The organism is Priestia megaterium (genome assembly GCF_041941685.1).
Lineage (GTDB): Bacteria > Bacillota > Bacilli > Bacillales > Bacillaceae_H > Priestia > Priestia megaterium_C.
Window position 1 is genome coordinate 4954027 of record NZ_CP130958.1, and the last position, 13253, is coordinate 4967279.

10 protein-coding genes are annotated in these 13253 nt (G+C 36.9%); 6 read left to right on the forward strand and 4 right to left on the reverse strand.

Annotated elements, in window-relative coordinates; translation table 11 throughout:
* Positions 1–399: 399 nt before the first annotated feature.
* Together Q5794_RS26280 and Q5794_RS26285 are read left to right on the forward strand one after the other, a co-directional pair.
* Complete coding sequence (locus tag Q5794_RS26280) at positions 400–933, forward strand: hypothetical protein (RefSeq protein ID WP_215054838.1); 534 nt, start codon at positions 400–402, stop codon at positions 931–933.
* 20 nt (positions 934–953) lie between these two features.
* The gene (locus tag Q5794_RS26285) at positions 954–2483 is read left to right on the forward strand and encodes a flotillin family protein (RefSeq protein ID WP_013059778.1); all 1530 of its coding nucleotides are present in this window, start codon (positions 954–956) and stop codon (positions 2481–2483) included.
* A gap of 36 nt (positions 2484–2519) precedes the next feature.
* Here the strand turns inward: Q5794_RS26285 and Q5794_RS26290 are convergent, their stop codons facing one another.
* The 3 genes from Q5794_RS26290 to galU all read right to left on the reverse strand — a co-directional run bounded on the left by Q5794_RS26290 (position 2520) and on the right by galU (position 5707).
* The gene (locus Q5794_RS26290) at positions 2520–3227 is read right to left on the reverse strand and encodes a WecB/TagA/CpsF family glycosyltransferase (protein WP_215054839.1); all 708 of its coding nucleotides are present in this window, start codon (positions 3225–3227) and stop codon (positions 2520–2522) included.
* A 66-nt stretch (positions 3228–3293) separates the two neighbouring features.
* Entirely contained in the window at positions 3294–4577 is a 1284-nt protein-coding gene (locus tag Q5794_RS26295) for a nucleotide sugar dehydrogenase (RefSeq protein WP_374988561.1), read from the reverse strand.
* A 245-nt stretch (positions 4578–4822) separates the two neighbouring features.
* The gene (gene galU, locus Q5794_RS26300; protein ID WP_192997086.1) at positions 4823–5707 is read right to left on the reverse strand and encodes a UTP--glucose-1-phosphate uridylyltransferase GalU; all 885 of its coding nucleotides are present in this window, start codon (positions 5705–5707) and stop codon (positions 4823–4825) included.
* Between the two features lie 241 nt (positions 5708–5948).
* On the opposite strand from galU, the gene Q5794_RS26305 reads away from it, so the two are divergent.
* The 3 genes from Q5794_RS26305 (at position 5949) to Q5794_RS26315 (ending at position 11479) form a co-directional block, all read left to right on the forward strand.
* Entirely contained in the window at positions 5949–7511 is a 1563-nt protein-coding gene (locus Q5794_RS26305; protein WP_215054841.1) for a replication initiation protein, read from the forward strand.
* Positions 7504–10134: a DEAD/DEAH box helicase gene (locus Q5794_RS26310; protein ID WP_374988562.1), complete on the forward strand. Its 2631-nt coding sequence runs from the start codon at positions 7504–7506 to the stop codon at positions 10132–10134. The genes Q5794_RS26305 and Q5794_RS26310 overlap by 8 nt, the downstream gene beginning before the upstream one ends.
* A 298-nt stretch (positions 10135–10432) precedes the next feature.
* Positions 10433–11479 carry a LysM peptidoglycan-binding domain-containing protein gene (locus Q5794_RS26315; protein ID WP_215054843.1) on the forward strand — a complete coding sequence of 349 codons (1047 nt, stop codon included), beginning with the start codon at positions 10433–10435 and terminating at the stop codon, positions 11477–11479.
* A gap of 524 nt (positions 11480–12003) precedes the next feature.
* On the opposite strand, the gene ssb is transcribed toward Q5794_RS26315, so the two are convergent.
* Positions 12004–12366, reverse strand: a complete 363-nt coding sequence (ssb, locus tag Q5794_RS26320) for a single-stranded DNA-binding protein (protein ID WP_192997082.1) — start codon at positions 12364–12366, stop codon at positions 12004–12006.
* A gap of 96 nt (positions 12367–12462) precedes the next feature.
* Here ssb and Q5794_RS26325 point away from each other — a divergent pair, with 96 nt between their 5' ends.
* The gene (locus tag Q5794_RS26325; RefSeq protein ID WP_014457773.1) at positions 12463–12900 is read left to right on the forward strand and encodes a YwpF-like family protein; all 438 of its coding nucleotides are present in this window, start codon (positions 12463–12465) and stop codon (positions 12898–12900) included.
* The last annotated feature ends 353 nt before the right edge of the window (positions 12901–13253 follow it).

A 13253-nucleotide genomic window follows, 5' to 3' on the forward strand; every position in this document is an offset into this window, starting at 1 on the left:
TACTTTATTCTTATGTGGTTATTTTATGTAGAATATTTTCTTTACTATACTTTATTAAAATATAAGCGAACTCCCCCTTTTCGTCTAATTTATTCGTCATCTCTAACTCTTTTTCCTTTTTATTAAGCATATTTAAACCTTTATTTTTATTTCACATGGCCCCACTCATTATATGAACAAACTTTTGACCTATGCATGTCCACTACTTCAAACCACATTCACTGAATCGTTGTCCTTATCTTATATCAGTTAAAAGTTAAAATATAGTGAAATGGATACGGATAAAATTAAACAAAAAAAGGAATTTTATCAAAAAAATGAAACTTTTTTCGATGCGGTTCGTAATACAAAGTAGAAAAAGCATCAATCATCTTACATAAAGGGGGTGTTGAATGAACTATGTTCGGTCTATCTGTTCAAACAGTGTATTTGTATGGATTAATTATCTGCGGAAGTCTCACCTTCTTATACATTTTATTTAGCGATTTATTAGATGGAATATCTGAAGCGATACCTTTTTTTAACCCCACTCTTCTTTTTTCTTTTTTAACATTCTTTAGTGCCAGTGGATATTTGTTCACCTATACGTCATTGCAAAATTATTGGATTATTTCGATTTCCGCTCTTATTGCCCTTCTACTCGTTATTTTGCTCAACGTTTTTGTATTGATTCCTTTATCATCGGCTGAAGAGTCTCTTGCTTTTACTGAAGATTCGTTAAAAGGAAGACTTGGTACCATTATTACTTCCGTTCCTGCTGATGGTTATGGAGAAGTATTTATCGAAGGGGTTAGCGGCACTATCTCCAAACCCGCAGCCAGCTTTAAAAACACTGCTATACCTTTAGGCAGCAAAGTGCTTGTTGTAGATATACAAAGAGGCAACGCACTCGTTGTGATTTATGAAGAAGTTATGACCAATCACTCATTATAAATAGTATTAGGGGGAGTTTTATGTTTTCAACACCTATATTAGTTGTCGTTGGAATTGTTGTTTTTTTATTAATTGCGCTGATTGCCGTATTTATTACAAAATACCGTACAGCAGGTCCAGATGAAGCGTTAATTGTAACAGGAAGCTATCTGGGAAATAAAAACGTGCACATCGATGAATCCGGAAACCGCATTAAAATTGTTCGCGGCGGCGGTACGTTTGTGCTGCCAGTTTTTCAGCAGGCTGAGCCTCTGAGCTTGCTGTCAAGCAAACTGGAAGTATCTACACCTGAAGTATATACAGAACAAGGTGTTCCTGTTATGGCTGATGGAGTATCAATCATTAAAATTGGAGGTTCTATTTCAGAAATTGCAACGGCCGCTGAGCAGTTTTTAGGCAAAGCAAAAGAAGATCGTGAAACCGAAGCTAGAGAAGTCTTAGAAGGTCACCTTCGCTCGATTCTTGGTTCTATGACGGTAGAAGAAATTTATAAAAACCGTGAAAAATTCTCTCAAGAAGTACAGCGCGTAGCTTCACAAGATCTGGCTAAAATGGGGTTAATTATTGTATCGTTTACAATTAAAGACGTTCGAGATAAGAACGGCTATCTAGAATCTCTAGGGAAACCTCGTATTGCTCAAGTGAAGCGAGATGCTGACATTGCAACAGCTGAAGCTGAAAAAGAAACAAGAATCAAGCGTGCTGAGGCTCATAAAGATGCCCAAAAAGCGGAGCTTGAGCGAAATACAGAAATCGCGGAAGCTGAAAAGATGAATCAGTTAAAAACCGCTGAATATCGTCGCGAACAAGATATTGCCAAAGCTCGTGCTGACCAAGCATATGATCTAGAAACAGCTCGCGCAAAACAAGATGTAACAGAACAAGAAATGCAAATCCGCATTATTGAACGTCAGAAACAAATTGAATTAGAAGAAAAAGAAATTCTTCGTCGTGAACGTCAATACGATTCTGAAGTAAAGAAGAAAGCAGATGCAGATCGTTACTCTGTTGAGCAATCCGCAGAAGCTGAAAAAGCAAAACAGCTTGCTGAAGCAGACGCCAACAAATATCGAATTGAAGCAATGGCTAAAGCTGAAGCTGAACGCGTTCGAATTGATGGTTTAGCAAAGGCTGAAGCTCAGCGTGCCCAAGGTGAATCTGAAGCTGAGATTATCCGCTTAAAAGGTTTAGCTGAAGCAGAAGCTAAACAAAAAGTAGCTGAAGCATTCGAGCAGTTCGGTCAAGCGGCTATTTTAGATATGATTATCAAGATGCTTCCTGAATATGCAAAACAAGTTGCAAGTCCTTTAGCAAATATCGACAAAATTACGGTTGTGGATACAGGAAGCAACGGTGAAAACAGCGGAGCTAATAAAGTGACTGGCTATGCAACAAACTTAATGTCTTCTCTTCAAGAATCGCTGAAAGCATCCTCAGGTATAGATGTGAAGGAATTGATTGAAAACTTTTCTGGAAAAGGAAATGTGCGACAAAGCTTGCACGAACTAACGGATGAAATCAAGCAACAAAACAAGAAAGAAGATATCTAAAAATAAAAAGCATGCGGATGTAATCCGCATGCTTTTTTAACCTCTTAACACTCGGAGAAGAAACCTAGGTAATTCTAACTGACGCTTCCATCTCCATGGTTCTTTTAACAGTCGATAAAGCCACTCTAAACCAAACTTTTGAAAAACAGCAGGTGCTCGGTTCAATCGTCCTGAAATAACATCGAACGAACCCCCTACGCCTTGATAAACAGAAGGATTAAGTTTCTCTTTATGAGCAATAATCCAATTTTCTTGGGCTGGACTGCCTAAAGCCACAAAAATAATTTCTGCTCCTGAATCATTAATCGTACGTTCAATGACTTCTTCATTTTTTTCGTAGCCATTTAATGTTCCAACAATTAAAATCCCTGGAAACATCTCTTCCAACTTAGCTTTGGCTTCATCTGCAATTCCAGGCTTGGCTCCGTATAAAAAAATTCTTTTACCGTTATTCGTTGCTTCTTTACACAGCTTCAGCATCATATCAATACCCGTTACACGCTCACGAATACGTCCCTTTTTGAGCTTTGAAGCTAAAATCACACCGATTCCATCTGGAATTTGATAAGTCGCTTGATTTAATAGTGACTTTAATTCCCTGTCTTCTTGTGCTTTCATAATTTTTTCAGGGTTGATTGCTACAATAAATGATTTTCGGCCTTTATCTATATCTTGAAGTAACTTTACCGCTAGCTCATCGTACGTGTCGCTACAAACGTCTATTCCTAAGATGTTTTCCTTCATTAAATCACCCGTATGTTGATTTTTTAGTTTTTTACAAACGAAAGACAGGCTGTTCAGCCCGTCTTTTTATAAAGTAGAAACTTTTGAATCACCAAGTAACACTACGTCAAAGCCTGCTGCTTTCCATTGATCACGCTGAATGCAGTTTTTCGTATCAAAAATAACTTTTGTACGCATGTGATTTTCAACAGTTGGTGGAAGAAGCTCTTTGAACTCATTATGATCTGTTAAAATAAGAATCACATCCGCATGTGCAACAGCTTCATCCAAACTTTGCGTCTGACGTTCGATTTTATTCTCTTTGATATGAGGATCAAATGCTGTGTAATCAACGCCCAGCTTTTCTAAATGATGAAGTACATCTGTTGATGGACTTTCACGCATATCGTCAATATTTCCTTTAAAAGCTAAACCTAAAACAGCTACACGTCCATGTTGAATGCCCTTTTCATCTAGTAGGATTTTCGTTTTCAATGCTGTATATTCAGGCATTGAATCATTTGTATGACGAGAAAGAGAAATAATTTTTGCCAGTTCTGGCTGAAGCTCCGTTAAGAACCAAGGGTCAACAGCAATACAGTGGCCGCCTACACCAGGACCTGGTAAATGAATGTTTACACGTGGATGATAGTTCGCTAACTTAATCGCTTCCCACGCATTTACACCAATTTTTTCACTGATTTTTGCCAGCTCATTTGCAAACGCAATGTTCACATCACGATATGTGTTTTCGATTACTTTCACCATTTCAGCTGTTGTAGCATCCGTTACGTGAATATTTCCTTTTACAAATGTTTTATAAAGCTCAACAGTCAAACGACTAGATTCTTCGTTAATACCACCGACAATACGGTCATTATTTACTAGTTCCTCAAATACTTTTCCTGGAATAACGCGTTCAGGTGAATGAGAAACAAATAAATCACTGCCTAATTCTAAACCAGTTTCTTTTAGCACAGGTAGCATAACATCTTCTACTGTACGCGGAGGAACTGTGGATTCTAAAATTACTAAATTTCCTTTACGAACGTAAGGAACAATCGATTTTGTCGCTTCTCGAACATAGTTCAAGTTTGCCGTTTTATCTTCATTAATTGGTGATGGTACAGCAATAATAAAAATATCCGCCTCTTCAGCTGTTGTGCCTACTGTGAAGTGTCCGTTTTCAACTGCTGATTCTAAACGTTCTTGTAAGCCGTTTTCTTCTATATGAAGTTGCTTATTTTTAATTAATTCTACTGCTTTTTCATTTACGTCGACACCATGTACATATAAGCCGTGATTGGCAAACATAACAGCTGTCGGTAAACCTATATATCCTAAACCAACTACACACAATTTCTTTGTCATTGCAGAAAATCTCCTTTATATGACATGCTTAATAAATAAAACCTATCTGATATTATATCGAAAAATGTCATTTCATGATAGCATTTATATAAAAACATGAAATAATTTCTTTTACTTATTATTATGTAACATTTTATGAGAATTCATCAATAAACGATATAACCATCTTTTGTACAACGAGCTCTAACCCAAAAGAACTATTGAAAATCTCCTTGATTCCCAATAGTTCCCCTAGTAAATATATTTTACATATGCCCTTCTTTTTCGACAATTTCTCTGAAATAGTTCACTAACTCTTCTCGCAGCGGTTCTCTTTGCAGAGCTAAATCAATTGTTGCTTTAATGAATCCAAATTTATCTCCAACATCATAACGTTTTCCTTCAAAATAATAAGCAAGAACACGTTGGAATTCATTCAGACGTAAAATAGCATCTGTTAATTGAATTTCTCCTCCTGCGCCAATCTCTTCTCTGCTTAAGATATCAAAAATTTCCGGTGTTAAAATATAGCGCCCCATAATTGCATAGCCCGAAGGGGCCTCTTCTGGATTCGGTTTTTCAACGAGCGTTTCTACGTCTAATAACCCTTTTTCAAGAGGCTCTCCTTTAGGACCTACAATTCCGTACTTTGAAGTTTCTTTCCTAGGCACCTCCTGTACACCAACTACAGCGCATTCATATTTTTCGTATACGTCCATTAACTGTTTCAAACAAGGGGTTTCTGATTGAACTACATCATCGCCTAGCATAACAGCAAAAGGTTCATCTCCGATAAAACTTCTTGCACAGTGAATGGCATGACCTAATCCTTTAGGTTCCTTTTGACGAATGTAGTGAACATTAGCCAAATTCGAAATCCCCTGCACTTCTTCGAGCATGTCCCACTTTTCCTTTGCGGCTAATGTTTCTTCTAACTCATATGATTTATCAAAATGGTCTTCGATTGCTCGTTTTCCGCGACCGCTTACAATTAAAATATCTTCAATACCTGATGCTACTGCTTCTTCCACAATGTATTGAATCGTTGGTTTATCTACAATTGGCAGCATTTCTTTAGGCTGTGCTTTTGTAGCCGGCAAAAAGCGTGTCCCTAATCCAGCTGCTGGAATAATAGCTTTACGAATTTTCACTTACTTTTCCTCCTGTCAATGTCAATCGTGCTTATTGGTTATAGTATAGTAAGTCTGCGATTGAGTATGTACACAAAGTCATGTTGAGTCCATTTCTTTTTATAAAGAGTCATGTTGGATTCTGCTTTATCATAACAAAAGATTTTGTATAATTCTATTTTTATCATTTATAATGAAAAGAAAATTAATCACTTATAAATATAATTTTATGCTCCACTTATGTATAGAAAGGAATGGGATTATGAGTTCGTTTTCAGATCACTTACAGCACCAATTTATACATCATTTCCCGTACAGTGATGCACGCTATCGTACGAATGCCCAAGCAGGACTAGACCTTTACCGTACCCATTCATTCTTCATTTTGCACAATGATGAACAGATATTAAACGTTAAAATCGATTCGTTTTATGTTGAACTAAACAAGCAGCTGCTCCCTGAAAGTACCTGTTCTTGTCAGCATAACGGATTTTGTGAACACTGCTTTGCAGCGTTTTTTTATATGTATTCATTAATAGAACCGCTTGCGCCCCTATTCAAAGAATGGCGAAACCATGAAAAAGCAGCTTTGACTATGCTATCTGCCAAACAAGTGTTAAAAAAGCCGAAGGCAACTTTTCAAGAGTGGAGACAAACTTTTGAGGAGCAGTATAAGCTTTTTATGCAGGGGCGGAACGAAAATGACCGTTCCATTTATCATGAATATTATCAGTACTATTACCGTTCTTTAGTGAAAAAGGCTCCTGACCATCCATTGCTTTATGCTTTATTTTGTATGTATGGAGCGGTCCATACATTCTATAAACTATCAGCTCAATTACAGGCACATCAGCTTTCTACTAACATCGAGGAATCATTTGTATATAGTCACGTCTACAAAATAACAAATGAAATTTATGCTACCGCTGATTCATTAAAGCAAACGAAATACGATGGAGATGCATTATCTATTATAGAGGACAGCATTCCATACATCCGAGAATTATTGCATAAAGATATGCCTTTACAATATGAGCGTATTGAGATTTATCGCGTTATTTGGCAAAAAGTCTTCACGTTAGAAAAGTGGCGAAAAACTGAGGAAAGCGAATTAAAAGCCAAGCACGGTTCTTTTATAAACAATACAGCTCTTTCCTATCTTTTATTCCTTCAAGAAAAAGATAGCGAAGCAAAAGAACGTTTGAGCGATGAAACACTACAAATGATTCCCTATCTTATTCCTTGGTTAAATGATTTATTGCACGAAAAAGAAACTGACCGCTTTGCTCAGTGGGGCTCTTATATAATGGCCTATATAGGCGATTACGTACGCACCGTTCCGACTACTTATCAAGGAAGCCGAAACATGGTCTCCATGATTGTAAATTTATTTCAGCACTATAAAGACTTAACGAATGATCAAACTTTGTATACTGAAGCATTGCAAACATTACTTCCCTATAGTTTTATTGAATACAGTGATTTTCTATATGCTTCTGACCAATTGAAAAATTGGGTGGAATTACAGGTGCTTCTTCAATATGACAGCATCAAATATGACGAACAAACGATAGAAGCCTTAAAACAAAAAGATGAAAAGCTGGTTATTCCTCTTTATCATCAAATGATTTCAAAGCTGATTTATGAAAAAAAGAAAAGCAGTTATCAAGAAGCCTATATCTACTTACAAGAATTAAAGAGACTTTATTTACAAATGAATCGCTCTCTACTATGGGAACATTATATGGAAGAATTAGCGATAAAAACGAAGAAACAGCGCGCGTTTCAACAACTATTAGAAAAAGGAGATTTACTGAATGTTTGATTTGTTTCATTTAACACTTGAAGTCGAACCTGTACATGATGACTTTTTTCTCTACTGTGTATCACCTAGCGGCCAAATTTTGCTCCCTGATACATGGAAAGATGCGCTGTTTCTATGGCATGAACAGACCTATTACGGAAGCGAAGCTACACAGGTTGAGATTAACGGAAAAAAAGGAATTCTTCTTTCTGCATGGCAAATGTTCACTTTCATACAATTACCTATTCAACAGCATGTGTTGAAACCGGCTTTGTCCGCTTCAGCGGAAGCTTATCAGCAAATTGCAGTCGATATGACAAAGAGGATTATCCAAGGGAAATTTCATTCTCTTCCTTTAAAAAAACAAATGACTGGATCGCTTTCACAAGCTGATGAGCAAGAGTGGCGAGCACAAATTAAAGAGAGCCTATTAAAAAAAGAAGGAAAGGACTTTTTAATAAGCATAGAAGGCGAGAGCTATAATCCTCCTTTTGACCTTTCATTGCGTATTGTAGAGCCAACGACCGATGGAGATGTGTGGACGGCTGAAACATTCGTGATTCCCCACAATGAAGCCAAAGAACCTTTTATACTGGGAAGAACGCTTCCTAAAGAGTGGAATCACTACGAATCATATATCGCGTACGAACACGAACGATGGAAAGCATTGGCTCCTACTTTATACCAAAAAGGAGCGTTTATTCAGTCTGTCCTAACAGATGAGGAAGTATGGGAATTTCTAACTCAAGATAGTGCAGCATTGATTAAACAAGGTGTCTCTATCCATTTGCCAAGCTGGTGGGAATCATTAAAAAAAGCCACCATAAAAGTATCTGGCGCTATAGAAAATACTTCATCTGCATTGTTTGGTAAACAAGCTATCAGCAGCTTCCGCTGGTCATTTTCTATTGGCGATCATACTTTCTCAGAAGAAGAGTTTCGGAAATTAGTCGAACAAAAACGCCGATTATTATCTATTAACGGACAGTGGATTCAACTGGATTCTAGATTGATTAAACAAGCGCAGAAAATTGTTAAAGAAGCTAGTAAAAAAGGCGTCTCAATTCATGAAATTTTAAAAACGAAGCTAACCTACATGGCAGACAGTAAAACCGATGAAGAAGAGGTAAAAGTTGAGTTCCAACTCCCCTCTTCCTTTCAATCATTTATTACATCCTTAACGGATTTAGAACGGCTGCCGGAAGTGCTGCCTTCCTCTGAATTTAAAGGTGCATTAAGACCTTATCAGCAGCAAGGTTTGAATTGGCTCATGTTTTTGAGAAAGTTTCACTTAGGAGGATGTCTAGCAGATGACATGGGGCTAGGTAAAACCATTCAATTAATTAGTTATTTAACAAATATTCATCAGTTACATAGCTCTCCTTCTCTTATCGTTTGCCCAACTTCTTTAATTGGAAACTGGGAAAAAGAATTACAGAAATTTGCCCCTTCTCTTCGTGTTCATGTTCATTACGGGCCGAAAAGAACCAACGGATACGCATTTGAGAAGATATGTGAAAGTACTGACGTTGTGATCACGACTTATCAAGTTGCTCTTTTGGATGTCGAATTGTTGAAAGGGTTTATGTGGAACAGCATCTCCTTAGACGAAGCACAACATGTTAAAAACCCGCAGACTAAACAGGCGAGAGCCATCCGTCAGCTGCAAGGAAGACACAAAATTGCGCTTACTGGAACTCCAATTGAAAACCGTCTGCTGGAACTATGGTCATTATTTGAATTCATCAATCCTGGTTACTTAGGAACAATCAATTCATTTAAAAACCGATTTGTAGCAGGCATTGAAAAAGGCGAGAAACCTGAACGAACTGTTGAGCTTAAAGCACTCATTCAGCCTTTCTTATTGAGAAGAACAAAACAAGATAAAAACATCGCCCGCTCACTGCCTGATAAACAAGAACAAAAAGAATATATCCCCCTGACAGCGGAACAAGCTTCACTTTACCAGGAGCTAGTTCAAGGAATGCTTCAAGAAACAGAGGAAAAAACAGGATTTGAACGAAAAGGCATGATTTTGCAAACACTAAATAAGCTAAAATTATTATGCAATCATCCAGCTTTGTACTTAAAGGAAAGTGCAGCTAAACAAACGGTACGGCGATCTCATAAAAGTGAAAAAATTATTGAACTCGTAGAGAGCATTCGCACACAGCAAGAAAGCTGTTTAATCTTTACTCAGTATATTGAAACAGGACTCATGCTGCAAAGAACCTTAGAAAAAGAAATCAACGAGCCGGTTTTATTCCTTCACGGAAGTTTGTCAAAAGAACAAAGAGATGCAATGGTTGCTCAATTTCAAGCAAGGAAAAAAGCCATCTTTATCCTTTCTCTTCGCGCAGGTGGAACTGGATTGAATTTAACAGCTGCAAATCACGTTATTCATTTTGACCGATGGTGGAACCCAGCCGTTGAAAACCAAGCAACCGATCGCGCCCATCGAATTGGGCAAAATAAATTTGTTCATGTTCATAAGTTTATTACAAGAGGAACGATTGAAGAAAAAATTGATGAAGTGATCAATCAAAAACAACATCTAAACAATGAACTCATCCAAGGAGATCAATGGGTAACAGAACTTTCTAATAAAGAACTACAAGAGCTTCTTGCGTACAGAAATGAATAAGAAAAATTATAAAGTGTGTTACAACGTTACTAAAAAGAGGACTTTTTTACTTGTCCCCTTTTTTTATTAGATCATTCGACACAAAAAAAATAAGTGTAAATCATTCTCTAGCTACTGATAAAGATACAAAAAGCGCAATAAATAGCGATTTTTGAATAAAAAGGTATTTTTATAGCGAAAAAGACCCTTTACTTTCTCTTTAAATTCTAGCATATTTATACATATAATATTTTTGTAATTTAATAGACATATTGGAAAAATAAACACGAAACATTTACATAATTAGGGGGATTTATTAATGAAAAAAAGGCAGCTCGCTTTATCTCTAGGCGCCATTGTTGGCGGGACATTTTTATATCAAGCTTCAGCTGAAGCATCTGCTTCAACTGTTCAAGTGAAAGCTGGAGATACACTTTGGTCATTATCTATCAAATACCATACAACGGTAGAAGCTTTAAAAAGCGTAAATAAGTTATCTTCAAATACAATTCGTGTAGGACAAACGTTATCGATTCCTTCTGCTTCAACCTCTCAACCATCTAATAAGGAAGAAAAGCCTTCAGCTCCTGCTACTGGTTCAACCTATAAAGTTCAAAGCGGCGATACCCTTTGGAAAGTTGCTACTCGTTTTAATATGAGCGTAGAAGAATTAAAACGTTTGAACGCTCTTTCTTCTAACATTATTTATATTAACCAAACGTTAAAAGTAAATGGAAGCAATAGCGCATCGACTCCAACTACGAGTAAACCAGCAGAAACTCCTTCTAAGGATGCAAATGGATCTTACAAAGTTCAGCGTGGAGATAGCTTATCTAAAATAGCTTCGACATTTCACACGAGCGTCAGTGAGCTAAAACAAATAAACGGATTAACGTCTAATACGATTTATGTAAATCAACAATTAAAGGTATCAAAAAGCAGCAAAACAACTACGCCGACAACAAAACCAAGTACATCCACACCTTCAACTTCTAACGGAACATTAAATGTATCGCAAATGATTTCAGATGCAAAACGTTATATAGGTGTTCCTTACAGATGGGGTGGTACAACTCCTTCTGGTTTTGACTGCAGCGGATTCATTTATTACGTAACGAAACAACAAATTTCTACAACGCGCTATACGACGGCTGGTTATTGGAGTGTATCAACACCCGTCAGTAATCCACAGCCTGGAGACTTAGTGTTTTTTAATACATATTCTAGCGGTCCTACACATATGGGCATTTACCTTGGTAATCGTCAATTTATTCATGCTGGATCCTCTACGGGTGTAACCATTGCAAGCTTAGATAACAGCTACTGGAGCAAGCGCTACTTAGGTGCAAAAAGATTTTCTAAATAATTGATAGAAGCTGAAACAAAAGTATGTTAGTTGAAGGAAGATCCGAACGAGTTTGATTCTTGATGGAGAATCAAACTTGTTCGGATCTTTTCATTGTAGGCTTCATATATGTAGGTGCTTCTAGCTGTTGAGTGGAGGGCAAAGCAAAGACTCCTGCGAGAAAAGCAGAATAGATGAGACCGCGCCCAAGTGACGAGGAGGCTCATCGGCCGTCCGCAGAAAGCGAAGCCTTGCACGGAAATCAACAGTGGTGTAACAAGTGATCTATACTAGCTCATCCCATTTGTTTGTCTTTAGATTGCATTGATTCAGTTACTTCTTAATCTCTTATATACAGAAAAAAACCGTTAAATGATTTAACGGCTGAAATAGAGGAATAGTTCGGGGATAGTAAATACTTTAATTTTCTCTCTTGAGAATATAGAAAGAGCCTTGCTCTTAAAGAGGATCTATCTTCTATTACGATAGATAAGGGGACTTAGAATCTTAGCTGAACTAATCACCCCCTTTCATACTAGATAACTTTATTCTTCTTGCTGATTTGAATCAAATGAAGAAGAACCGGATGGGTTTCCACTTAAAAACTTAACAGCATCAGCCACAACGTCGGTCATATATACTCGTTGCTGAAGATTATTTTCAAATGTGCGCGTTTGTACACGCCCTACCACACCTACAACCGCTCCTTTATCACAGTAAGCAGCCGTATTTTCTGCATTTTTTCTCCACAGAGTAATGTTGACAAAATCAGCATCATATTCACCTTCAACATTTCGAAACGTTCGATTAATTGCTAAAGTAATAGTAGATACTGCAATCCCTTCATGGGTATATCGAAGCTCAGGTTTTTTTGTCAGTCTTCCTACAAGAACAATATGGTTAATCATAGTCTACCACTCCAACTGATTGAATAATGGGAATCTTTAAGCTCATTCATGTTATAATATGGATAACCTACTATTTACATAAAGGAGGAAACATCAATGAAAACATTTAAACTTGTGTCATTTCAATTGGTTGATGATCAAGAAAAGCGTCAGTCTGTCTCACTAACTAATGGCCTTATTATTAATAAAGAAGACGGCGAAAATAACTGGATTTTAGAAGCAGTTATCGATAAGAAATGGTACGATGAATTTCATGTTTTGTTGAAAGATAAACAAAAAATGACGGTAGAAGCTAAAATTACGAAAGAAACAAATGATCCGGCTACCTTTATAGCTACCGTGGCTTCCATTACTTCAATTGGTGAAAATCGTATTAGTTTGTTGATGAAAGGTGTTTTAAAAGAACGGAGACTTCATTATGCTGAAATGCTCTTAGAGGATTTAATTAACCAAGGGTTATCAGGTCAAGATTTACTTCAACAGTTCAAACTGCAGCTTCGAAACAGACCGATAAAAAGTACATCTAAAAAATAAGTCAAGTCATCTCAAGGTGTCTGGATTTAAAAGAGAGGATTATTGTTTGCGGTCTTTTTCGTTGGTCCATGAGAAGGGTAAAGAAAAGAGAACTCATTGGAGAGGTACCTTTCTTTTTTTCCTAAAAATAAATGAGCACAACTAGAACGTTTGAAGCGATTATCTCTTATGCGAGCGCCTTGCCTTTTCAAATAAAAATTTGTCATTTTTTCACTCCTTTTTCTTTGTAATTCGTATATTAATGCATTTTTCCCCTTTATTCAACCATTTTTTTCAATATGCCGAACAAAAAATAGGATTTTTTTTACTATGAAAACCTCTATTTTTGTTCTTTTTTTATATCCATGCAGAAA